The following is a 23,083-nucleotide window of genomic DNA, read 5'->3' as shown; positions in this document are numbered from 1 at the left end:
CGACGAAAGGCGCGTCGTCGTCGCCGCGATGGTACGATAGCGAGGCCTGCACCCCACCGCCCCGGCAGACCAAGCACGATGAGCGCACCGTCCCCGTTTGACCGCGCCGACACGCAGCCCGAGCCTGCGCCCTACCCGCGACCCTTCGGCGCCTACTTGCTCCTGGCGCCGCTGGCGCGCGGCGGCATGGGCGAGCTTCATCTCGCGGTCAACGCACAGTCCGATCTGCGCAAGCTCTATGTGATCAAGCAGATCCTGCCCCAGCTCACGGATCAGGACTTCGCGGCGCGCTTCGCCGAGGAGGTCCGCCTGGCGGCCCAGCTCAGCCACGGCAACCTGGTGCCCGTCTTCGAAGGCGGCAGGCTCGAGCGCCGCTACTACCTCGTGATGGAGTACATCGAGGGCAAGGACCTGCGCACGGTCTGGGCGCGGCTCGGCCAGCTCGAACAGCGCTGCCCGCTGCCCGTAGCACTGCACCTCGTGCGCGAGGTCTGCCGCGCGTTGGAGTATGTCCACACCTGGGGTGACCTGGGGCTGGTCCATCGCGACATCAGCCCACCCAACGTGCTGCTCTCCTACTCCGGCGAGGTGAGGATCACGGACTTCGGTCTGGCGGTGCGCCGGGTCCGGGTGCAGCACACGGCCCCCGGCATCCTCTTCGGCAAGCTCTCGTATATGCCGCCCGAGCAGGCGCTGCGCGGCACGCTCGACGCGCGCACCGATGTCTATGCGACCGGCGTGATCCTCTGGGAGCTGGTGACCGGCCAGCGGCTCTTCCCGCGCGAGGGCAGCCAGCGCGATCGGCTGCACCGCGCCGCCTACCCGCAGGTACCGCGGCCCTCGACGATCGACCCGACGCTGCCGCCGGAGCTCGACGCGATCGTCGCGCGCGCGCTCGCACCGCGGGGCGACGACCGCTACGCCAGCGCCGAGCTGATGCGCCAGGATCTGGCCGCGCTGCTGGCACGCCTCGCGCCGACGACCGACGCCACCACCGTGCAGCAGCTCCTGGTCGACCTCTACGGCCCGCAAATCGAGCAGGAGCGGCGCGAGCGCGGCGCCATTGTCGCCGCGGCCCTGGCCGCGGGACGCACCACGCTGACCGCGCCGATTCGCCAGGCGATCACCGCAGAGCAGCCGCGCTCGCCCCTCCCCCGCCGCTCGCCCCACGGACCCGAGGCCACCACCCTGCCGATGGCACTGCGCGGCGACAGCACGAGCCCGCGCGCGGTGATGGCGCCGCGGCTCGCGCTCGGCACCATCCTCGGGGACCGCTATCGGGTCGACGGCTTGATCGGCGAGGGCGGCATGGGGATGGTCTACAGCGCCACGCACCTCGGGCTCGACAAGCACGTGGCGGTCAAGGTGCTCCACGAGCTCTACGGCCAGCAACCAGACGCCGTCTGGCGCTTTCGCCACGAGGCCCGCGCCGCCAGTCGCATCGGACACCCCAACATCATCGCGATCTACGACTCTGGCACCACCGACGACGGCGCGGTGTACTTCGCGATGGAGCACCTCGACGGGCAGGATCTCGCGGACGTGCTGCGCGTCGAGGGGCGTCTCGATGTCGAGCGCACCGTCCGGATTGGCGCCCAGATCTGCGAGGCGCTCGCGGCCGCGCATCAGGCCGGGATCGTCCACCGCGACCTCAAGCCCGAAAACGTCTTTCTCACGGCGCGCGAAGGCAACGTCGATTTCGTCAAGGTCCTCGACTTCGGCATCGCTCAGGCCCTGCCCGTCGAGGACGGCGTGGCGATGGGCACGCCCGAATACATGGCACCCGAGCAGGCGACGGGTCGCGCCTGCGACCACCGCTCCGATATCTATTCGGTGGGCTCGCTGCTCTACGAGATGCTGGCGGGCCAACCGCCGCATTGGGGCGAGACGGTGGTCGAGATCTTCGATCACATGGCCAACGGCTCGATTACGCCCCTTCGCGATCAGCGCCCCGAGCTGCCCGAAGCGCTGGCGCAGACGATTCATTGGGCGCTGGCGCCCGACCCCGCCGATCGACCGCAGAGCATGGCACACCTGGCCTATGAGCTGAACAAGCTGGCCAGCGGCCGCGCTGGCGCCGTAGCCTCGATTCTCGGCCTGAGCACCGCGACGAGCGGCGCGCCCGGCGCCAGCGGGACACTGCCGGGGAGCCTGGCCGAGACCGGTAGCCTGACGCCGATCGCGATCCCGCTCCCGCCGGTCGTCGTGCGGGAAGCGCGGCTCGCTCCCTCCGACGCCGCGCCGCCACGCGCCAGCCTCCCCCTCGCGCGCATCTCGATCTCCCGGCTGCTCACCGCGGTCGCGCTCGGCGTCCTGGGCCTGATCGCCGGCGCGCTCGCGATCGGGCGCGAGACCGGCTTCCTCCGCCTCCTCAGCCCGCCAGCGCCGACGGCGACGCTTCCGGCCCCAGCCGGCGCGGCGCGGCCCACGCCTGCCAGCGCGCCACGAGCCGCGGCCCCGGACGCCGCTAGCGACGGACGCGACGCCACGCCACGATGAGCCCGACTGCCGGCAGTCCCCGCACCGGCGACGCTGCTGCGGCCAACGCCACGACCGAGCGCCGCGACGCGACGAAGGCCCGGGCCAGTGGCGCGGCAGCGCCGGATCCGCCCTGGGATTCGAGCGCCGCGGCGTTGGGTTGGCCAACCCTGCTGACCCACCTCGCCGAGCGTTGCAGCACGCCGCGCGGTCAGGCCCGGGCGCTGCGGCTCGCGCCCCTCGCCGACGCCGCCGCGGTGACCGAGACGATCGGCCTCGTCAGCGAGGCCACGGCGCTCGCGGACGCCAATCAGGCGCTGAGCTTCGGGCCGATCGCCGAGCTGGCGCCAACGCTGCTCCGGCTGGCAAAGGAGGGGGCGCTGAGCGGCCCCGCGCTCTACGAGGTGGCGCTGACCCTGCAGTCGCTGGCCGAGGTGCGGGACGCGCTGACGCGCCGACGCGCCGACGCGAGCCTTGTCGCCCCCGGACTCGCCGCGCGCGCCGCCGCGCTGCATCCGCTCGAACAGGTCTGGCGGCCGATTCTCGACTGCTGCGAGCCGAGCGGCGCGCTCGCCGACCACGCCAGCCCGGAGCTGAGCCGGCTGCGCCGACGGGGCCGCGAGCTGCAGCAGCAGATCGTTCAGCAGCTCAAGCGGCTGATCGAGACGCCGCGCCTCGCCAGGCAGCTCCAGGAGCGCCTGTTCACGGAGCGTGAGGGCCGCTACGTCCTGCCCTTCCGCGCCGATGCCGAGCGGCCCTTCGACGGCCTTGTGCTCGGCTCGTCGGCGAGCGGCGCAACGGTCTTCGTCGAGCCCAGCGCCGTCAGAGGGCTGAGCAACGAGCTCAGCCTGGTCCAGGGCGCTGTCGCGCGGGAGGCGGCACGCATCCTCCTGGCGCTGAGCGCGCGGGTCAACGCCGAGCGCCTGAGCATCGCGGCCGATCTCGAGCTGGCGAGCGAGCTCGATTTGATCGCCGCGCGCGCGCGCCTGGCGCAACGCCTCGGCGCGCGACCGGCCGCGGTGGCCGCCGATGCCCAGATCGTGCTGATTGGCCTCCGCCATCCCCTCTTGGTGTTGGCTGGTGGCGCGGTCGTCGCCCACGACCTCACGCTGCTGCCGCAGCAAGCGCTGCTGATCTCGGGGCCCAACGCGGGCGGCAAGAGCGTCTGCCTGCAGGCCGTGGGGCTCTGCGCGCTGATGCTGCGCTGCGGGATGCATCTGCCGGTCGCGGCCGAGAGCCGCCTGCCGCTCTATCATCAGATATGGGCGGATATCGGCGACGAACAGAGCCTCGAGCGCAGCCTCTCCAGCTTCACGGGGCACCTCGCTCGGCTGCTGGCGTTTCTGGCGCGCGCCGATCGTGGCACGCTGCTGCTGATCGACGAGATCACGACGGCCACCGACCCCGGCGAGGGCGCGGCCCTCGGTCAGGCGCTGCTCGAGGCCCTGGTGCAACGCGTCGGGCAGCTGATCGTGACCACGCACTATGAGCGCCTCAAGACGCTGGCGCTCGCCGATCCACGCTTCATCAACGCCAGCGTCGGCTTCGAGCTGCAACAGCTCCGACCGACCTTCGAGCTCCATCGCGGCCTGCCCGGCAGCTCCTTCGCCCTGGCCGTGGCCCAGCGCCTCGGCCTGCCCGCCGCGTTGATCGGCCGCGCGCGCGAGCTGCTCGGTGAGCAGGGCGCGCGCACGACGGAGCTGCTCGCAGCCCTCGCCGACGAGCAGACGGGGCTGCGCCGGGCCCGCGATCAGCACCGCGCAGCCGAGCAGGAGGCCGCCGCCGCGCGCCAGTCCTACGAGCGCCTGCGCGCGGCGCTGGGCCAACGCGAAGCGCAGGCGCTGGCGCTGGCGCATCGCGACGCCCTGGCCGAGCTGCGACGCGCGCGTGCGGAGCTCAAGGCCCTGCGCAGCGGACTGCGGAAGGCGTCCGACCGCGAACAGATCAGCGTCCTCGATCGCCAGCTCTCGGCGCTCGCGCGCACGGTCGCCACGCACGAGCCGCGACCGCCCGCGCCGCCGAGCACGCCGCTCACGGGCGACGCGCTGGTCGCCGGAGCCCAGGTGCATCTGCCCTCGGCGCGGCGGCGGCGGTCGTCGGGCCCCCACAGCGCGGTCGCGTCACCGTGCAGCTCGGGGGCCTCCGCGCGCAGGTGCCCCTCGAGCAGCTGCGCGCGCTGCTGGCCCCCGCCCCGGCCGCGGCCGGGGGAGCAGCGAAGCGGCAGGGCAAGCCAGCGCTGGCCGCGGCGCTGGAGACGCCGGGGCGGGGCGACGACAACACCCTCGACCTACGCGGCATGCGCGTCGACGACGCGCTGCGGGCGACGGAGCACTTCCTCGACCGCGCCTTGCTCGAGGGCCGCGACGTGATCTACCTGCTTCACGGCCACGGCAGCGGTGCGCTGCGCGCCGCCCTGCGCGCCGCGCTGCAGCGCTCGAGGGCCGTCGAGCGCTACAGCGCCGCCGCGCCAGACCAGGGCGGCGACGCGCTGACCGTCGTGCGCCTGCGTTGACGACCCGAGCGCCCGAGGGAGCGCCGCCGGCGCCTGCCGCAGCGCCGGAGTTGGCAGCGGCAGGCCCGAGCGTTACGCTGAGCCGGCATGGCGGCGGCGAGCACCAGCGCAGATCGAACCCCAGGGCGCAGGGGATGCGGCGGCGAGCTCGTCGTCGCCCTGCTGCTGGCGATCGTGTGCTGCTCGAGCGGCACCGCGCACGGGGCGGAGACCAGCGATCCGCTGCCGCGCGGCGCGAGCGCGGGACGCATCGCGGGGGCCACGCTGGGCGCGTTTGGCGCCGCTGCGGCCCTCGGCGCGGGCCTCGGTAGCCTGAGCCACCTCGTCAGGCGCGAGCACAGCGGCGTCTGGGGCTGGATCAACCTCCTGGCCGGCACGCTGATGCTCGGGGGCGGGGTGCTGCTGGTCGACCACGGGGGCTTGGCGACGCAGGTCGGCGGTCACTTGACCATCGCCGTCGGCGTGCTCTCAGTCGGCGTGGGTCTCGCCGGGCTCAGTCTCCAGCGACCAGAAGCGCAGGCCCCGCTCTGGCGCCGCTGGCGCCTCCGTCCGGCCTGGTTGCAGGCCGACCGGCAGGGCGCCCAGCCCCTCCCCGGGTTGGTCTGGCGCGGCGTCCTTTAGCGCCCCGCCCCGCAGGTCGCAGTAGCCCGCTCGCGGCCAGCGCGCACCGTCGCCGCGTGTCGCCACAGCGACCGCCAAGGCGAGCATCCGCAGGTAGTCGGCACGCGAGACCAGCGCGGCACCGAGGCGCTGCGTATGCGCGTTGATCGCCTGGCAGTCGAAGAGCACGGTGCCGACCGCCGTCAGTTGCTGCACCAGCGCGGCGAAGGCGACCTTCGAGGCGTCCGTAACCCGATAGAACATCGATTCACCCGCGAAGAGCCCATTGACCTGCACGCCGTAGAGGCCTCCGACCAGCGCGTCGTCCTGCCAAACCTCGACGCTATGGGCATGCCCCGCCTCGTGCAGCGCGGCGTAGCCCGCGAGGAACTGCGGCGTGATCCAGGTCGTCTCCAGGCCGTGGTGCTGCCCGCAGGCGCGCATCACCCGCTCGAAGGCCTGATCGAAGGTGACCCGCAACCCGTGACGGCGCACGACCTTGCCCAGCCGACGCGGCACGCGCACCTTCCAGAAGATCGACCGCGGATCCGGAGAGCACCAGCGCACCGGATCCCCATCCCAGGGGAAGATGCCGTGGCGATAGGCCACCAGCAACCGCTCGACGGTGAAGGGACCACCGACGGCCACGATCCCCTCCTCGCCCGCCAGGCGCGGGTCGCCGAAGCCATGCGGGCCCAGCTCGGGCGAGCGAGCGGGCCTCAGGGTGCGAGCTGCCATGCAGCCTAGTGTACTGCGAGCGTCGCGCGCTGTGCCCGCGCATCCTCGCCGCGGCGGACCCTCGCCCTGGTGCGCCAGCCGCTCTTCGTGTACGAAGGCTCGCAAGGGGCGTCGCAACCCGAGCCACGACCCGAGCCGATAGTACCCGCAACCCATGACACCGACGCCAGACCGCATCGACGAGGCGCTGCAGCGCCTCGGTTACGCCGCCTTTCGGCGCGGCCAGCGTGAGGCGATCGAGCAGCTCCTCGAGCGCCGACGCTTGCTGCTCGTCGCGCCGACGGGCGGCGGCAAGAGCCTCTGCTATCAGCTCCCCGCCCTGATGCTCGAGGGGACCACGCTGGTCGTCTCTCCGCTGATCGCCCTGATGCAGGATCAGGTCACCGCGCTCGAGGCGCGCGGCGTCGCGGCCACCTATCTCGCCGCGACGCTCGACCCGGCGACGCTCCGCGCGCGCCTCGCGCAGCTCGCGAGCGGCGCCCTTCGCCTGGTCTACGTGGCGCCCGAACGCCTGACCTCGAGCGAGTTCCGCCGGGCCCTCGCCGCGCTTGCCTGCCCGCTCCTCGCGGTCGATGAGGCCCACTGCATCAGCGAGTGGGGGCACGACTTCCGCCCGGACTACCTCCAGCTCGGCGCGCTGGTGCGCGAGCTCGCGCCACGCCATGTGCTCGCGTGCACGGCCACCGCCACGCCCGTCGTGCGTGACGAGATCGTTGCTCGCCTCGGCCTGCCGCCGAACACCCCCCAGGTGGTGCACGGCTTCGCGCGACCCAACCTCGCGCTGCGCGCCAGCGAGGTCGCGGGCAGCCGGCAACGCCTGGACGAGGTCGCCGCCGCCCTCGGCGAGGCCCTGCTCGCCCCGCAGCGTGGCCGCGGCGCCGCGATTGTCTACGCGCCGACGCGCCGCCTGGCCGAGGCCTCAGGCGCGCGGCTGGCGAGCGCCGGCTGGCAGGCGGTCGTCTATCACGCGGGCCTGCCCCCCGCGACGCGCACCGCGGCGCAACGCGCCTTCACCGTCGGTAGCGCGGAAGTCGTCTGCGCCACCAACGCCTTTGGCATGGGCATCGACCGCGCCGACGTGCGGGCGGTGATCCACCTCGGCCCGCCCGGGTCGATCGAGGCCTACTACCAGGAGGTCGGACGCGCCGGTCGCGACGGGGAAGCCGCGCTCGGCCTGCTCTGTTGGTCGCAGCAGGATCTGCCGCTACGGCGGCGCCTGCTCGAACGCCAGGTCGACGGCGTCACGCCCGACGCGGAGGTGGTGGCGCATAAGTGGAATCTCTTCCTCGAGCTGATCCGCTGGGCCGAAGGCGGCGCCTGTCGCCACGACGCGATTCTCCGCTACTTCGGCGACGAGGCCGAGACCCTGGCCGGCTGCGGGCGCTGCGACGTCTGCGAGGCCATCGACGCGCCGACAGCGACCGTGGAGGCCGACCCGCAGCTCGCGCGGATCCTGCTGTCCGGCGTCGCGCGCGTCGACCGCCGCTTCGGCCTCAAGCAGGCCGTGCGCCTGCTGCACGGCGACCCCGAGGAGCGCCTGGCGCGCCTCGCGCTGACCGAGGTGCCGACCTTCGGGCGGCTGCGCGATCGACCGCCAGAGTGGATCCACCGCGCCCTCTCACGCTGCGTCACCGCGGGATGGGTCGCCTTCTCGGGCGATGAGCGGCCGCTCGTGCACCTGACCCCCGATGGCGTCGCCGTGATGCGGGGGGAGCGGCCGGCACGCTGGCAGGCGCCACCGCTCCTCGCGCGCGCTGCCCCACCCCGCGCGGGCCGGCCTGCTGGCGCTGGCCCGCGATCGGTCGCTTCGCCGGCCGGCGCCGCCGAGGGTGCGCTCGACGCTGCCGCCCAGACGCTCTTCGAGGCCCTCCGCGCCGCGCGCCTCGAGCTGGCCCAGAGCCTCAGCGTTCCGGCCTACGTCGTGGCGCACGACCGTACGCTGCGCGAGCTGGCGCGCCAGCGACCCCGGGATCAGGCCGAGCTGCTCCAGATCCCCGGCTTCGGCCCGCAGAAGACCGAACGCTTTGGTCCGACCTTCCTCCGGGTGATCGCCGCGCAGGCGCCTGCGCAGCCGGCGGCTGCCGCGGCGCGCCCCCTGCTGTTCAGCTCCGAGGGACCTTGATATCCTCGGCGGCGGCGCTGGTTCGGACGGGAAGCCGGCCAGCGCCTGCTGAGTGCCCCGCCAAAGGGGAAGGCATCGGCCCCGAGAGCGATTGCGGAGGACCATGATGGCCAAGAGAATCCGGCGCGTGGCTGTGCTCGGCGCAGGGGTGATGGGCACGGGCATCGCCGCGCACCTGCGCGGCGCGGGCCTCGAGGTGCTGCTGCTCGACCTCGTGCCGCCCGCCAGCGCCGGGCCCGCCGACTCCCGGCGCGAGGACCGCGGCGGCCACGCGGCGCGCAGTCGCCTGGCGCTCGGCGCACTGCAGCGGGCCAGCGCGGCCAAACCAGCCGTCTTTCACGACGCCGGCGACGCCGCGCTGATCGAGGCCGGCAATTTCGACGACGACCTCGGCCGCATCGCCGACTGCGACTGGGTGATCGAGGCCGTCGCCGAGCGCCTCGACATCAAGCGCGCGCTCTTCGCGCGCGTCGACGCCCTTCGTCGACCGGGCAGCTGGATCAGCTCCAACACCTCCGGCCTGCCGATCGCGGAGCTGACCGCGGAGCGCAGCGAGGACTTCGCGCGGCACTTTCTCGTCACGCACTTCTTCAACCCCGTGCGCTACATGCACCTGCTCGAGCTCGTCGCGGGTCCCCGCACGGAGCGCGCGGTGCTCGAGGACGTGGCTCAGCTCGGCCGCGACGTCCTCGGCAAGGGTATCGTCTGGGGCAAGGACACGCCGAACTTCGTCGCCAATCGCATCGGCACCTATGGCCTGATGTATCTGCTCCACGAGGCCGAGCGCGAGGGCTTCACCGTCGAGGAGATCGACGCGCTCTTCGGTGAGCCGATGGGCCGGCCGAAGAGCGCGGTCTTTCGCACCGCCGATCTGGTCGGCCTCGATACGCTGGTTCACGTCGCCGACAACTGCTACGCGGCGCTCCCGGAGGACGACTGCCGCGAGACCTTCGCGATTCCTGGCTTCCTGCGCCAGCTCGTCGAGCGCCGCTGGCTCGGGCAGAAGACCGGCCAGGGCTTCTATAAGAAGGAGGGCTCCAGCCTGCTCGCCCTCGACCTGCAGACGCTGAGCTATCGCCCGGCACAAAAAATCCGCGCCGAGTCGATCGGCGCCGTGCGCAAGATCGAGGCGGTCGGCGCGCGGGTCGCCAAGCTCCTGGCGCACGGCGACCGATTGTCGCAGCTTGCCTGGCGCACGACCGCGCACACACTGATCTACGCCGCCAACCGCCTGGGCGAGATCGCCGACGACGTCGTCAACATCGACCGCGCGCTGCGCTGGGGCTTCAACTGGGAACTCGGTCCCTTCGAGCTCTGGGACGCCCTCGGCGTCCCCGCGAGCGTCGAGCGGATGCGTGGCGACGGCCTCACCGTGCCCCGCAGCGTCGAGCGACTGCTCAGCGCTGGCGCTCAGCGCTTCTACGGCGGCGACGCCGCCCAACCGACCTACTTCGACTTCAGCGCCGACGCGCCGCAGCCCTGTCCGCGCGACCCGCGCCAAATCGCGCTTCCGGCCCTCCGCGCCACCCAGGGCGAGATCGAGCGCAACGCGGGCGCCTCGCTCTACGACCTCGGCGAGGGTGTGCTCGGCCTCGAGTTCCACACCAAGATGAACGCGCTCGACGGCGAGGTGATCGCGCTGCTGCACCGCGCCATCGATCGCGCCGAGGACGAGCACTGGGCGGGTCTGGTCGTCGGCAACGAGCATCCCCGCGCCTTCTGCGCCGGCGCCAACCTCTTCGCCATCCTCGTCGCCGCCCGGCAGCAGCAGTGGTCGACGATCGAGCAGCTGCTGCGTGAGCTGCAGCGCGCCACCCAGCGCATGCGCCAGTCCAGCATCCCAGTCGTTGCCGCGCCCGCGGGGCTGGCGCTCGGCGGCGGTGCCGAGGTGTTGATGGGCGCCGATGCCGTCCATGCTCACGCCGAGAGCTATATCGGCCTGGTCGAGCTCGGCGTCGGCCTGCTGCCGGCGGGGGGCGGATGCTGGGGATTGCTTGAGCGCTGGTGCGGCCCCCTGCCCGACGACCCCGCCATCGACCCGCTGCCGCAGCTACGGCAGGCCTTCAGCGCGATCGCGATGGCCAAGGTCTCCACCGGCGCCGAAGAGGCGCGGCGCCTCGGCTTCCTGCGCCCCCACGACAGCGTGGGCTTCAACCGCGACCTGCTGCTCTACCAGGCGAAGCAACGGGTGCTCGGCCTGGCGCGCGCTGGCTACCGGCGCCCGCGACCGCTGCGACTCCGCCTGCCAGGCGCCAATGGCGCGGCGAACTTCCGCTGGTTCGTCGACGACCTGCGGCAGGGCCAGCGCGTCACGGCGCACGAGGCGAAGATCGCGGGCAAGATCGCCGACGTGCTCTGCGGCGGCGACACCTCGCTGCGCTGCCCGGTCGACCAGCAACGGATCCTCGAGCTCGAGCGCGAGGCTTTCATGTCCCTGGTCGCCGAACCGAAGACGCAGCAGCGCATCCAGCACATGCTCGAGCACGGCAAGCCGCTACGCAACTGACAGACGGCCCTGCAGCGCCCGACGGAGGAGACAGCCGATGCGCGAAGTAGCCATCGTTTCCATCGCCCGCACGCCCTGCGGTCGCGCCCACAAGGGCGCGCTGCGCGACACGCGCCCCGACACGTTGGCCGGCCTGGCGATCGCCGAGGCCTTTCGGCGCTGCCCGGGCCTCGATCCCCGCCGCATCGGTGACGTGATCCTCGGTTGCGATGCCGGAGGGCGAGCAGGGTATGAACGTCGCGCGCATCGCCGGCTTCCTCGCCGGGCTGCCGGCGGAGGTTCCGGCGCTGACGATCAACCGCTTCTGCTCCTCCGGGCTGCAAGCGCTGGCGATCGGCGCCGGCAGCATCGCGCTCGGCGGCAACGACGCGATCATCGCCGGTGGGGTCGAGTCGATGAGCATGGTGCCGATGGGGGGCAATAAGCCCTCGACCCATCCGGAGCTCTTCGAGCGCTATCCCGAGGCCTACACCAGCATGGGGATCACCGCGGAGAACGTCGCCCGCCGCTTCGGCGTCAGCCGCGAAGAGCAAGACCAGTTCGCCTACACCAGCCACCAGCGCGCGGCCGCCGCGCAGCGTGCCGGCCGCTTCGACGCGCAGCTCGTGCCGGTGACGACCAGCGTCTTCGAAGCGACCGGAAAGCGCTCGGTGACCCTGCGCCACGATGAGACCGTGCGCGGCGACACCACCCTGGAGGCGCTGGCCAAGCTCAAGCCCGCCTTCGCCAACGAGGGGTCCGTCACCGCTGGGAACGCCTCACCGCTTAGCGATGGCGCGGGCGCCGCAGTGCTGATCGAGCGCCGCGCGGCCGACAAGCTGGGCCTGCGACCGCTCGCGATTTTTCGCCGCTTCGTCGCCGTCGGCGTCGCGCCCGAGCTGATGGGCATCGGCCCCGTGCCGGCGATTCGCAAGCTGCTCGCCGGCGCCGGGCTGCGCATCGGCGACATCGACGTCTTCGAGCTCAACGAGGCCTTCGCCGCCCAGGCCTGCTACTGCGTGCGCGAGCTGGCGCTCCCGCCCGAGCGCGTCAACCCGAACGGCGGGGCGATCGCGCTCGGCCACCCCCTCGGCGCCACCGGCACCAACCTCACGGCCAAGCTGCTGCACGAGCTCGAGCGCACGGGCGGGCGCTGGGGTGTGGTCAGCATGTGCGTGGGCGGCGGCATGGGCGCCGCCGGGCTCTTCGAGCGCGTGCGCTGAGGGCGCGCTGGCCCGACGCCTCCGGGGCGGGAGCCTACGCCTCCGGCAGCGGCTGCGGCCGGCCGATGCCGTAGCCCTGCGCGAAATCGACGCCGAGCGTGCGCAGGGCGTCGAGAATCGCGGGGGTCTCGACGAACTCGGCGATCGTGCGCTTGCCGAGGGTCTTGCCGATCTCGTTGATCGACTTGACGATGGCGTAGCCCATCGCGTCGTCCAGCATGTCCCGCACAAAGAAGCCGTCGATCTTGATGAAGTCGACCGGCAGCCGCTTGAGATAGGCGAAGGACGAGAGCCCGCTGCCGAAGTCGTCGAGGGCGAAGCGGCAGCCGCGCCGGTTCAGCGCCTCGATGAAGGCCGTCGCCGCCGAGAGGTTGGCGACCGCCACCGTCTCCGTGATCTCGAAGCAGATCTTCGCGCCAGGGATACCGAAGGCGCTGAGCTGCTCGAGCACATCACCGAGGAAGGACTCCTCCCCCAGCGACTGGCCGGAGATATTGATCGCACAGGTCGCCAAGCGGTCGAGGCGCTGTGGCTGCGCACGCAGCCAGCGAAAGGTCGAGCGGATGACCCAGCGATCGATGCTGCTGGCGAGGCTGTAGCGCTCGGCGGCGGGGAGGAAGTCGCCCGGGTAGACGATCTGGCCGGCCGGGTTCTTCAGCCGCAGCAGGATCTCGTAGTGCTCCCTCCCCGTCGCCGCGCCGAGCACCCTGGTGATCGGCTGGCTGAAGAGCACGAAGCGATCCTCCTCGATCGCGCGCGGCAGCGCGACTGCCCAGCGCATCTCACCCTCGCGCTTGGCCACCTCGGCGCTGGCCTCGTGGTGCACCTGGATGCGGTTGCGCCCCAGGTCCTTGGCCAGGTAGCAGGCCGCGTCGGCGGCGCTCAGCACGCTGACGGTACTTTCCGTCGTCGCGTCGACGACGGCGAGCCCAATGCTCACGGTCGTGAGAAAGACCTGCCCGTCCCACGCGAAACGCGAGCGCGCCAGCCGCGCGATGATCTGCTGCGCCACGCGCAGGGCCTGATCGGTCGTGCAATGAGCGAGCAGCAGCCCGAACTCATCGCCTCCGAGGCGGGCGAGCGCGTCCGTGCGCCGCGCCAGCTCGCGAATCGCCTGACCCACCTGGCGCAGCAGGGCATCGCCCGCGACGTGACCGCAGGTGTCGTTGACCAACTTGAACTGGTCGAGGTCGATGTAACAGAGCACGCTGACCGCGTCGCCTGCGCGCGCGCTCGCCAGCGCGAGCTCGAGCCGCCGGTCGAACTCCAGCCGGTTGATCAGCCCGGTCAGGGCATCGTGCGTCGCCTGATGAGAGAGCTCCGCCGCGAGTTGCCGGGCCTCGGAGACGTCGCGAAAGACGATCACGACGCCCTCGGGCTCGCCCGCGGGCCCTCGGATCGGCGCCGCGCAGGCCTGAATCGGGATCGCCGCGCCCTGCGGGCCGAGCAGCACGCTCTGCCCCCCGAGCGAGATGCGCGCGCCGTCGCGGCGACAGGCGGCGACTGGATCGGGCGGCGGCTCGCCCGTCACGCCGTCGACGACGCGCAGCACCTCGGAGAGCCGCCGTCCCCCGGCCTCGGCGGCGCGCCAACCCGTCAGCGCCTCGGCCACCGGATTGAGGTACTCGACCCTGCCCTCGGCGTCGGTCGCGACCACGCCCTCGCCGAGCGATCCGAGCGTGACCTCGACCCGGTCCTTCTGCCGGCGCAGCTCGCGCTCGACGCGTTTGAGGTGCGAGACATCGGCGAGGGTCCCGACCGAGGCCGGCTGCCCCTGGTAGAGGATCCGCTTGCCCCAGACGACACCGTCGAAGGTCGTGCCGTCACGGCGCAGGCAGCCGATCTCGTAGGGAGTCCCCTCTTCGCCGCCCGCCCGGCGCTGCAGATTGCTGCTGACGCGCTCACGATACTGGGGCAAGACGAGGTCCGCCGGTCCGAGGCGATCGACGATCTCCTCCGGCGCATAGCCGAAGAGCGTCGCCATCGTGCTGTTGACGTAGCGAAACCTCAGGTCCTGGATCACGTAGATCCCGACGAGCGAGGCGTCCATCGTGTGGCGATACTTCTCCTCGCTCTCGCGCAGCGCCTCCGCGGTGCGCCAGAGCTCGGTGACATCGCGGGCGACGCCCTCATAGGCCTCCACCCGTCCCGCGGCGTCGAAGCACGGACGCTCTCTGAGCTCCAAGCGGACGAGGCCGCCCGCCTGATGCAGAAACGCCACGGTCCATGGTGACGCCCCTTGCGCGGCTGCCGCGGCCTGCAACTCGGGGCCTGGGCGCAGCGGTGCAGCCGAAGCGCTCGCCGTTGCCCGACGATAGCTCTCCTGCCCGGCCAGGAACTGCGACTCCGCGTAGCCGAGCACCTTGCGCACGGCCGGACTGACGGCGGTGAAGCGGCCCTCCGAATCGCGCCGATAGGCGAAGCAGTAGGTGGATATCGCGTCGGCGAGGCAGTCCATCAGCTCGAGGCAATCTGGCGCGGTCGGCATGAAGGGGCACCTGGAGGCGAGGGTCGGCCTGCGGCAAAAGGCCTAGCAGGCAAGAGCATGGATTGAGGCTCAACGGTGACACGAGCGCCCACAGAGCGGAAAGGAAAAGTGCGCAGGCTGCTCAGCGCAACGCCGCCGCAAACAAGCGACGCGACGGCGGCGGCAAATGCGGGAGGCGCGGTCGAGCGGGCGCGACGCCACCGAGAGAGGTATTCGCCGGCGAGGTGGCACGCTCCAGCGCGCGACAGACGGTCTCGGCCTCGAAGGCCTCCACCGGCCCGAAGACCGCCGGCTCATCATTGGCGACACAGGCCCTCGTCGCCGGCTCCGGCCAGGCGCCCAGCAGCGCAAGCTCCTCGTCGGCGAGGCGCAGGACCTGCCAACCGCGGGCCGCAGCCCTGGCGGAGGCCTGCTCGTAGAGCGCCTGTGCGCTCGCCGACCGCGCCAAGCGCAGGCGCCAACTGGTGGCGAAAATCGCCCCGGAGGCAGCATGCTGCAGCATCCGGTCGTCGCGCCATTCGCGGGCCAGCGACCAGGGGTCGGTCAGCTCGAGGGCGCTCGCTCCAAGGGCGTACGCTGCCACCAGGCCCAGCCGGTCATCGTCGACAACCCGGCTCTCGGCGGGCGCGGGCAGGCGCCCGCAGGCCAGGGGCACGCGCTCGGCGGGGGCAGCGTCGTCGAGGGCGGCCACCAGCCCGATCGTCGAGCGCGGCCACGCCTCGTAGATCGCCTCGAGGTCCACGCGCTCCTGCTCGAAAAAGCGCCGACTGAAATAGCGCCCCCCCAGAGCATAGGGGAGCTCGAACTGCGCGACGACGTAGGGCGAGGCAGCCGCTCGGACGTCGTCGCCGACCAAGGTCTCGAGCTGCGCAAACGCGGCCTCCCAATTCGCCTCACGCCACGAGCGCCCGCCGCGCGTGACGGCGACCGCCAAGCCGAGGAAGGTCGCCTCGCCCTCGCTGAGCGCCAGTCGCGCCGTCGCGGCGTCGGTGCCCGCGATCGGCTCGCCGTCGATCCGCCAGCCGTCGAGGCGCTCGGCCAGCCCCTCCCTCTGCTGCAGCGCGTGGGTCAGCTCATGGGCCAGCGTGCCGAGGTCGAGCGCTGGTTCGGCGCTCGGCTCGTCGATGATGGTGATCGTGTCGTCAGCCGAGGAATAGAAGGCCGCCACACCCTCGGCGAAGGTCGCCGCGGCGGCCTCCCCGACCGGCGTCGCCGGCGCCAGCAACCCCAGCTGCTGCAGCCCGTGCGAGAAGGCCTGGGCGACGCAGCTCGGCTCCCGCGCAGTGCCGGCGCCCTCGCCCTCCCCCGCCCGCGCGAGCTGCTCGAGCGCGGCCCGGCCGATCAGCCGGACCCGCGGAAGGCTGGGCACCACCAGACCACCGCGCAGCTCCACCAGCTCGCGATAGACCCCCTTCTGGCAGGCCCGGAGGCGCGGGTCACAGAGGCCCTGCAGCTCCCCCGCCTCCTGACCGCAGGCGAGGAGCGCCAGGGCAGCAGCAGCCAGGAAGGGCAGGCGGCACGCGCCCCCACGACGCCAGCGGTCCGCGCGCGCGACGACAGGGCTCAGCGGGCTGCCCCGCTCTGGCGCAGCCAGGCCTCTTGGCGCGACGCGCATCAGCCCCGGCCAGCTACGCGCCCGCCGCGACGCCCGCGGCGCGATCGAGGCCGCGCTGCAGGTCGGCCACCAGGTCGGCGCTGGCCTCGATCCCGACCGAGATGCGCAGGAGCGTATCGGTGATCCCGGCCCGCGCGCGCGCCTCGGGAGGCATCGACGCGTGCGTCATCGTCGCCGGATGGGCGATCAGGCTCTCGACGCCCCCGAGCGACTCGGCCAACGAGAAGCAGCGCAGGTCCTCGGCGGCGGCGCGCGCATGCCGCAGATCCCCCTCCAGCTCGAAGCTGAGCATCGCGCCGAAGCCGCTCTGTTGCTGCTTGGCGACCGCGTGGCCGGGATGGCTCGCCAGCCCCGGATAGTGCACGCAACGCACGGCCGGATGCTGCGTCAGCGCCCCGACCAGCGCGACGGCGTTCTGCTGGTGCAAGGCCAGCCGCGGGTGCAAGGTCCGCAACCCGCGCAGCGTCAGGTAGCTGTCGAAGGGCGCGCCGCTCAAGCCGAGGCAATTCGCCCACCAGGCCAGGCGCTCGTGCAGCTCCGCCGTCGCCGCGATGACCGCCCCTCCGACCACGTCGCTGTGGCCGTTGATGTACTTGGTCGTCGAGTGCACGACGACATCGGCCCCGAGCGCCAGCGGCTGCTGCAGGACGGGCGTCAGGAAGGTGTTGTCGACGACGACGGTCGCGCCGATCGCGCGTGCCTGCGCCGCCACCGCCCGCACGTCGGTGATGCGCAGCAGCGGATTGCTCGGCGTCTCGATCCAGACCATGCGCGGCTCGCGCGCCAGCCAGCCGGCAGCCGCCGCTGGATCCGTCAGATCGACGAAGGCCAGCGCGAAGTGCCCACGCTCCGCCAAGGCCTCGAGCGCACGGTAGGTTCCGCCGTAGCAATCGTGCGGGGCGACGAGCAGCTCCCCGGGACGCAGCAGCTGCAGGGCGAGGTTGACCGCCGCCATCCCCGAGGCGGTCACGACCGCGCCAGCGCCGCCCTCGAGCGACGCCAGGGCGCCGGCCAGCTCGTCGCGCGTCGGATTGCCCGAGCGCGTGTAGTCGTAGGCGCGCTTGACGCCAAAAGCGGCGAAGGTGAAGTTCGTCGAGAGATGCAAGGGCGAGATCACGGCGCCGTGGTGCAGGTCGCCGCCAATGCCGGCGCGCACCGCGCGCGTCCGCGGCGCGAGCGTGCCGCCCGCCCCCGTCGCGCCAGCGCTCGCGTTCGCTGCCGCTGCGGCCCCACCGCTCGACCCGAGGCTCGGCAGCGCGCGCTCCACTAGCGCTTCCTCATCCACTGGCTTTCGCTCATCCATTGGCGTCTCCCTCAACGGTAGCGGGCCGGTCTCCACGGCTCGGCAGGATCGCGCGCTAACACGCGCGCCCACTCTGGATCAACCCTTCCCGGCAGCGCCTGCGCTGCGACCAGCAGGCCCTCGGCCAGCAGCGCGTCCTGCACCGTCGCGCCCAGGGTCAGCGGCAGCACCCCGCGCCGCAGGGCGTCCACCAAGAGCGCGGCCAGCTCGGCGCGCCCCACACCGCGCAGCAGCAGCTCGGCCGCCACGCGCACGAGCCCCCGCAGGCCGATGCTGCCGCGACCGAAGAGCGCCGCCGCCATCTGCAACGCCCCGCGCACGGGCTGGACCCAGGGCGCGTACTCGATCAGGTCGCGCGGCTGGCGCAACTCGAGGCGGATGAAGGCAGCCGCCACGCCCCTGCCCTGCCCGACCTGCGCGCTCAGCTCGGCGATCGCCTCCGCATCGGCCGCGAGCACGCCCTGCCGGACGAGCAACCCTGGCGCCTGCGCCGAGGCCAGCCGTCCCGACAAGAGGTCGGCATAGATCGCCGCGGCCAGCGCGTCGCATTCCGTATCGTCGCCGAGCAACACCTCATGCGCGCCGAGCGGCAGCTCGAGGCGCGCCTGCAGCAGGGCGGTGAGCTTGTAGCCGAGCTGCTCGCGCAGCCGGCTCGGGCGCAGCCCGCGCGCGACGCCGCTCCAGCTCTTGAAGGTCGTGCCATCGTACTCGAGGCCGTCGAGCAGCATCTTGCGCTCGATCACGGGTCGCAGCTCGGCGGGGCTGGCTGAGACGAAGTACAGCGGCGTGTGTCGGCTCTGCGCGGCCGGTCCCCGCCGCACCTCCTTGAGCAGGGGCGCCATCCCGGCGATCGCCACCTTGTCCACCGCCGACTCGAAGGGAATGCGCAGCAGGCCCTTCAGCGTCGAGAAGCGGGTGGCGAGGTAGGTCCGGTCGATGTCGCAAACGAAGACCTCGCCGGCCCAGTCCGAGGCAAAGCTCCGGTAGTTGACGCGATCGACGGGGAAGGTCACAGCATCAACCCCATGAACTCGTCACCCGACTGCGCCGCCATCAGGTCACGCATCGCGTCGGCCAGCGCCTTCTCCTCGTAGAGCACGCCGTGCAGCGCCTGGACGATCGGCAGGCGCAGGTGCTGCTGCTCGGCGAAGGCCCGCACGGCGCGCGTCGCGCGCACGCCCTCGGCCACCATGCGCGTCTGGCCGAGGATCTCGCTCAGCGGCTCCCCGCGGCCGAGGCGCACCCCGACCTGATGGTTGCGCGAGTGTGGCGAGGCGCAGGTCGCCACCAGGTCCCCGATCCCCGCCATCCCACCGAAGGTCAGCACGTTCGCCCCCATCGATACGCCGAGGCGCGCCATCTCGTTGAGGCCGCGCGTCATCAGGAAGGCCTTGGTGTTGTCGCCAAGCCCGAGCCCGTCGACGATCCCCGCGGCGAGCGCGACGATGTTCTTGAACATCCCGCCGATCTCGGCGCCGATCACATCCTGTCCCGAGAACACGCGGAAGTAGCTCGTGCTCAAGGCGGCCTGGGCGCGGCGAAAGACGTCGCCGAAGCGCGACGCGATCAGGGTGCCAGCCGGCTGCCCGCAGGCCAGCTCGGGCGCCAGGTTGGGGCCGGCCAGCACGCCGATCTTGCGCACCGGCGTCTCCTCGCGCAGCACCTCGCTCATCCGCCGATGCGTCCCCTCCTCGATCCCCTTCGTCGTATGCACGATCAGGTGCTCGCCGTCGAGGAAGGGCGCCATTTCCCTGGCGACGGCGCGGAAGCCATGGGAGGGCACGGCCATCAGCAACAAGCGGCAGCCCTCGCAGACCCGCTGCAGCTCGGCCGTCGCGCGGACGCCCGCGGGCAGCGCGATGCCCGGCAGATACTGCGGGTTCTCCCGCTGCGCCTCGAGCTGGGCGACCAGCTCGGCGCGACGGGCCCAGAGCAGCACCTCGTGGTCGTTCTCCGCCGCGATCTTGGCGAGCGTCGTGCCCCAGCTCCCGGCACCGACGATTCCAACGCGTTCGCGACTATCCATTCGGCGCCCTCGATTCCGGTCTCGCCGCGTCTGCGGCCCGCCCTGGCTGCTGACCTACTCGGCCCACAGCCCGTACCCCTCCAGGCGATTGCCGTAGTAGCAGAGCAGATTGCGATGCTCGTGAAAGAGCCGATCGCCCCGTCGCTCGGCCGCCGGCCGCGTATGGTAGATGGCGAAGTGCCTGAGCGCATCGGCGACGATCTCCTGCACGTCGCCCGCCAGCAGCAGGGCCGATAAGCGCGGTCGCGTGACGTCGCCGCGCCTGAGCTCGCCCAACAAGCGCTCGACCTCCTGGTGCACCTCGGCCATCGCGAACGAGGGCGCGTCACCGCCCGTTTGCAGCAGCCGGTAGAGATCGTGCGTCGGATTTCGACGACGCAGCAGCGCGAAGACCGCCCGCGCCACGACGTGCGTCGACATCACGACGTTGTCGCGCAGAAAGGCGCCGCCGACCGCCGCGGCCAGCTCGTTGGTGTACTCGACGTCGCGCTGCTCATCGACGTAGGGCACGCCGTCGCGGCTGACATAGGAGCGCGGATCGACGATACGGCCCCGCGGATCGAGGCTGTTGCCGTCAGCGTCGACCGGGTTGCCGAAGACGTCGAGCGGCGGCGACCAGGTGACGGCGATCTCGTCGTCGAGCGACGTCAGGTTGAGGAGGAAGTTGAGCACGCGCCGCGGGCGGGAGAACTCATCGTCCTCGACGATATAGCTCGCCTTGCCCGTCTCCTGCAGGTGGCTGCGGATCAGCGCCTCGGCCTCGAGGACCAACTTATAGGAGATGGTGCAGGGCGCGAGGTAGATCCGCGCCGGCTCCCGCCCAGCGATCAGGTTATTCGTATAGGCGCGGATCAACGTGCCCAGCAGCCCCTTCTTCAGCTGCTGCTCGATCGCCCCGCTGCGGCTGCGCGTGCCCCCCGGGAAGAAGAGCTGGTGATAGCCCATCTCGAGCGCGCAGGTGGTGTACTCCTTGAGCACCGAGCGATAGAGCTTCGCGGTCTTCTTGCGATCGACCTTGTAGGCGCCGAGGTGGTGCATGAAGTAGGAGATCATCGGATTGCTGAAGAGGTTGATCCCGGCGCCGTAGAGCAGCGGCGGCAGGCCGATCAGGTAGCCGGCGTAGCCGAGCACGATGCTGTCGAGGTTCGACGAGTGCGTCGGCACCACCACCACCGTGCCGTGTTGCGCCAGGCGCCTGACCTGCTCGAGCTCGCCCTGGACATGCAGCTGGTCGACCAGGCCGCGGTTGATGCGCCGCAGATCCAGCAGGCGCCGTGGGCTCATCGCGTTGACCAGCAGCGAGAGCCCGGGCGGAATCAGGGTCGTCGATAGCCGGTAGACGCGGTCGTCGAAGTTTCCGATCACCTCATCGACGAAGCGCGTCGCCAGCTGCTCGAGCAGGGCGCGCGCGGTCGTCTCGGCGGCGCTGTGCAGTCGCCGCTGGACGTCCTGGTAGACCGCCAGCTCGGCCTTCGTGCGCTTGCTGCGCGGATTCGCCTGTTCGAGCCGCCGCCGCTCCTGGTAGAGCGTGTCGTTGACCAGCCGCTGAAGGAAGCCGTCCGAGCCCTCCCGCGCCTGACGCACATAGCCGTCGACGACGCGCTGGACCACCTCCGCCCGCACGCGTCCACGGTCGGCCGGCCTCATGCCAGCCCCCTCGCCTCGGCCGCGCCAGCAAGCACCTCGCGCGCCGCCGAGACGACCTCGAGGTCGCAGCCACGCACCAGCTCGGCGCCGAAGCCGGCGATCGCGTAACCCAAGCGGCGCTGCGCGTTGGCCAGATTGTCACCCGCCTTGCCGGTGTAGGCGAGCTGCTGCAGGATGGCCCAGCCGAGCTGTTGCGCCGCGACGACCTGCTGCTCCTGCTGATCGATCCGCTTCCGGTGCAGCTGCAGCAGCGCGAGATCGGGCGGCGTCGCGCCTCGCCCCTCCTTGCCCCACAGTGGCTGCCGCAGGGCGAGGGTCTTGGTCGTCCGCTCGATCTCGGCCAGCTCCGCGCCATGCACGCGCACCAACTCGAGACCAAGGACGCGCCCGAGGTTGGCGTAGATCGCGGCACCTGACCCCTCGCTCGCGTCCCGCAGGGCCACGGCCACGCGATCGCCGAGGCGGCCGAGCGCGAGCTGGCGCGTCGGGTCGGGGCGCTCGCCCGCCAGCTTGCTCAGGCGCATCACCACGGCCGCGGGGCTGTAGGCGGCGCCGGCGACCGCCGCGAGGAAGGTGCCGATGCCCTCCGCCGCAGCGCCTCGCGTGCGCTCAAGCGCATGCGCCGCCGAGCCCTCGTTGGCGACCGGCGCTCCGACCACGCGCTGGTGCTCCTTCAGCGCCGTCGCCAGCTCGCGCCCCACCGCGAGGTCGATCAAGCCCGCGCCGCTAGCATGGGTCAGCGCCGCCATGCCGTGGAGCAAGAGCGGCAGCGAGAGCGCGCTGCCCTCGTTCACGACCCCGGCGGGGAGTGCACGCAGCCCGCCGACGCCGCTGCGCTCGGCCGCCGCGATCAGCACATAGGGGTCGCCGGGGCGCTCGTAGACCAGGCTCAGCGCCTGCTGCGCCTGCTGCAGCAGCGCGCGCTGCTCGGGCTTCAAGGTCACGCCCAGACCGTTGGCCTGGGTCAGCCCGAGGTTGACGACCTCCGCGACCTCGAAGCGCGCCGGACGACTCACCTGCAGGCGCGGCTGGGCCACGCTCGGCTGCGTCGCCAGCCATTGCACGACGCGGTCCGTCGCCACCGCGGCGATCCAGCGCGCGCGCAGCGGGCGCAGGTGCTCAGACCGACCCTCCGCGGCGAGCGCCGCCCAGCGCGGGCCGTCGAGCAGCTGCGCGGCCTGCTCGTGCAGGGCGACCATGACCTCCGCGCGAGCGCCGAGCACCACCAGCGTCTCGTGCAGCGAGGGCTGCGCACCATCGGGGGCGAGGAGCAGCTGCTCGAGCCGCGAGAGCTCGGGCGGCGGCGCCAGCTCGATCGCGGCGTCGGGCGCGGCGGCCGGCGTGGGCCCGGCCTCCTCATTGGGCGCGGCTGGCATGCGTCCGGCCAGACCAGCGCCGCGCACCGCGCCCCCGCGGCGCCGCGCGCGCACCACGCGCAGCAGCCCAAGCACGAGCAGGCCGACCCAGAGCGGCGCGGTCAGCACGGGCCAGACCAGCGCGCCGGGCAAGCGCTGGCGCAGCCAGGCCCAGCAGTCGATCGCCCCTTCCCGCCCCAGCTCGAAGAGCGCCACGATCGCCGGTGAAGCGCGGGGCGGTGGCTCGGGTGTCGGTGGCGCCGCGCGCGGAGCCTCGTCGGCCACCGGCTCGAGGACCGCGTCGCGCGGGGCGGCAGCGGCCCCGTGAACCCGCGCGCTCGCGGCCCCGCCCACCACGAGCAGCAGCAGCAACGCGCGCGCGACGACCCGCGGTGAATGTGATCGCGAGGGCAAGGTAGCGCGCATTCTAGCGCAGCGCCCCGCGGCGCGAAAAGGCCCTCGCGTTCGGCGCCTGGCCGGGGCGCTCGCGG

The 23,083-nt window shown here is 72.4% G+C and carries 13 protein-coding genes and 1 pseudogene; 6 read left to right on the top strand and 8 right to left on the bottom strand.

Features of this window, described 5'->3' with window-relative positions:
- The first annotated feature begins 78 nt into the window (after nucleotides 1-78).
- The 3 genes from IPL40_03490 to IPL40_03480 are packed head-to-tail and all read left to right on the top strand — an operon-like array spanning nucleotide 79 to nucleotide 4,990.
- Complete coding sequence (locus IPL40_03490) at nucleotides 79-2,499, top strand: protein kinase (GenBank protein MBK8480231.1); 2,421 nt, start codon at nucleotides 79-81, stop codon at nucleotides 2,497-2,499.
- Complete coding sequence (locus IPL40_03485) at nucleotides 2,496-4,847, top strand: endonuclease MutS2 (GenBank protein ID MBK8480230.1); 2,352 nt, start codon at nucleotides 2,496-2,498, stop codon at nucleotides 4,845-4,847. Before IPL40_03490 ends, IPL40_03485 begins: the two co-directional genes overlap by 4 nt.
- On the top strand, nucleotides 4,775-4,990 hold the full coding sequence (locus IPL40_03480; GenBank protein MBK8480229.1) for a Smr/MutS family protein: 216 nt from the start codon (nucleotides 4,775-4,777) through the stop codon (nucleotides 4,988-4,990). The genes IPL40_03485 and IPL40_03480 overlap by 73 nt, the downstream gene beginning before the upstream one ends.
- 468 nt (nucleotides 4,991-5,458) lie before the next feature.
- Here IPL40_03480 and IPL40_03475 read toward each other — a convergent pair whose 3' ends face one another.
- The gene (locus IPL40_03475; GenBank protein ID MBK8480228.1) at nucleotides 5,459-6,328 is read right to left on the bottom strand and encodes a leucyl/phenylalanyl-tRNA--protein transferase; all 870 of its coding nucleotides are present in this window, start codon (nucleotides 6,326-6,328) and stop codon (nucleotides 5,459-5,461) included.
- A 154-nt stretch (nucleotides 6,329-6,482) separates the two neighbouring features.
- Here IPL40_03475 and IPL40_03470 point away from each other — a divergent pair, with 154 nt between their 5' ends.
- The 3 genes and pseudogenes from IPL40_03470 to IPL40_03460 all read left to right on the top strand — a co-directional run bounded on the left by IPL40_03470 (nucleotide 6,483) and on the right by IPL40_03460 (nucleotide 12,158).
- Complete coding sequence (locus tag IPL40_03470; GenBank protein MBK8480227.1) at nucleotides 6,483-8,450, top strand: ATP-dependent DNA helicase RecQ; 1,968 nt, start codon at nucleotides 6,483-6,485, stop codon at nucleotides 8,448-8,450.
- Nucleotides 8,451-8,556: 106 nt separating this feature from the next.
- Nucleotides 8,557-10,956, top strand: a complete 2,400-nt coding sequence (locus IPL40_03465) for a 3-hydroxyacyl-CoA dehydrogenase/enoyl-CoA hydratase family protein (protein ID MBK8480226.1) — start codon at nucleotides 8,557-8,559, stop codon at nucleotides 10,954-10,956.
- 37 nt (nucleotides 10,957-10,993) lie between these two features.
- Nucleotides 10,994-12,158, top strand: a pseudogene (locus IPL40_03460) (thiolase family protein).
- Between the two features lie 34 nt (nucleotides 12,159-12,192).
- On the opposite strand, the gene IPL40_03455 reads toward IPL40_03460, so the two are convergent.
- The 7 genes from IPL40_03455 to IPL40_03425 all read right to left on the bottom strand — a co-directional run bounded on the left by IPL40_03455 (nucleotide 12,193) and on the right by IPL40_03425 (nucleotide 23,006).
- A complete protein-coding gene (locus IPL40_03455) occupies nucleotides 12,193-14,646 on the bottom strand; it encodes an EAL domain-containing protein (protein ID MBK8480225.1) in 2,454 nt (817 codons plus the stop codon).
- A gap of 121 nt (nucleotides 14,647-14,767) precedes the next feature.
- On the bottom strand, nucleotides 14,768-16,261 hold the full coding sequence (locus IPL40_03450) for a hypothetical protein (protein ID MBK8480224.1): 1,494 nt from the start codon (nucleotides 16,259-16,261) through the stop codon (nucleotides 14,768-14,770).
- A 13-nt stretch (nucleotides 16,262-16,274) separates the two neighbouring features.
- Nucleotides 16,275-17,564 (bottom strand): cystathionine gamma-synthase, encoded by a 1,290-nt coding sequence (metB, locus tag IPL40_03445; protein MBK8480223.1) that lies wholly within the window; start codon nucleotides 17,562-17,564, stop codon nucleotides 16,275-16,277.
- An 11-nt stretch (nucleotides 17,565-17,575) separates the two neighbouring features.
- The gene (locus tag IPL40_03440; protein MBK8480222.1) at nucleotides 17,576-18,577 is read right to left on the bottom strand and encodes a hypothetical protein; all 1,002 of its coding nucleotides are present in this window, start codon (nucleotides 18,575-18,577) and stop codon (nucleotides 17,576-17,578) included.
- Complete coding sequence (locus tag IPL40_03435; GenBank protein MBK8480221.1) at nucleotides 18,574-19,590, bottom strand: NAD(P)-dependent glycerol-3-phosphate dehydrogenase; 1,017 nt, start codon at nucleotides 19,588-19,590, stop codon at nucleotides 18,574-18,576. Before IPL40_03435 ends, IPL40_03440 begins: the two co-directional genes overlap by 4 nt.
- A 54-nt stretch (nucleotides 19,591-19,644) precedes the next feature.
- Nucleotides 19,645-21,237 carry a 1-acyl-sn-glycerol-3-phosphate acyltransferase gene (locus IPL40_03430; GenBank protein MBK8480220.1) on the bottom strand — a complete coding sequence of 531 codons (1,593 nt, stop codon included), beginning with the start codon at nucleotides 21,235-21,237 and terminating at the stop codon, nucleotides 19,645-19,647.
- A complete protein-coding gene (locus tag IPL40_03425) occupies nucleotides 21,234-23,006 on the bottom strand; it encodes a hypothetical protein (GenBank protein ID MBK8480219.1) in 1,773 nt (590 codons plus the stop codon). The genes IPL40_03430 and IPL40_03425 overlap by 4 nt, the downstream gene beginning before the upstream one ends.
- Nucleotides 23,007-23,083 lie beyond the last annotated feature (77 nt).

This window comes from Pseudomonadota bacterium (genome assembly GCA_016711215.1).
In the GTDB taxonomy this organism is placed as follows: Bacteria; Myxococcota_A; Polyangia.
The sequence above is the reverse complement of the archived record's forward strand: the minus strand, read 5'-3'. Positions and strand labels throughout refer to the sequence as shown.

Coding starts and splice junctions, on each gene's coding strand:
- IPL40_03465 (MBK8480226.1), top strand. CDS start 8,557: ATGGCCAAGAGAATCCGGCGCGTGGCTGTGCTCGGCGCAGGGGTGATG.
- IPL40_03455 (MBK8480225.1), bottom strand. CDS start 14,646: ATGCCGACCGCGCCAGATTGCCTCGAGCTGATGGACTGCCTCGCCGAC.
- IPL40_03470 (MBK8480227.1), top strand. CDS start 6,483: ATGACACCGACGCCAGACCGCATCGACGAGGCGCTGCAGCGCCTCGGT.
- IPL40_03475 (MBK8480228.1), bottom strand. CDS start 6,328: ATGGCAGCTCGCACCCTGAGGCCCGCTCGCTCGCCCGAGCTGGGCCCG.
- IPL40_03480 (MBK8480229.1), top strand. CDS start 4,775: ATGCGCGTCGACGACGCGCTGCGGGCGACGGAGCACTTCCTCGACCGC.
- IPL40_03485 (MBK8480230.1), top strand. CDS start 2,496: ATGAGCCCGACTGCCGGCAGTCCCCGCACCGGCGACGCTGCTGCGGCC.
- IPL40_03490 (MBK8480231.1), top strand. CDS start 79: ATGAGCGCACCGTCCCCGTTTGACCGCGCCGACACGCAGCCCGAGCCT.
- IPL40_03430 (MBK8480220.1), bottom strand. CDS start 21,237: ATGAGGCCGGCCGACCGTGGACGCGTGCGGGCGGAGGTGGTCCAGCGC.
- IPL40_03435 (MBK8480221.1), bottom strand. CDS start 19,590: ATGGATAGTCGCGAACGCGTTGGAATCGTCGGTGCCGGGAGCTGGGGC.
- IPL40_03450 (MBK8480224.1), bottom strand. CDS start 16,261: ATGCGCGTCGCGCCAAGAGGCCTGGCTGCGCCAGAGCGGGGCAGCCCG.
- metB (MBK8480223.1), bottom strand. CDS start 17,564: ATGGATGAGCGAAAGCCAGTGGATGAGGAAGCGCTAGTGGAGCGCGCG.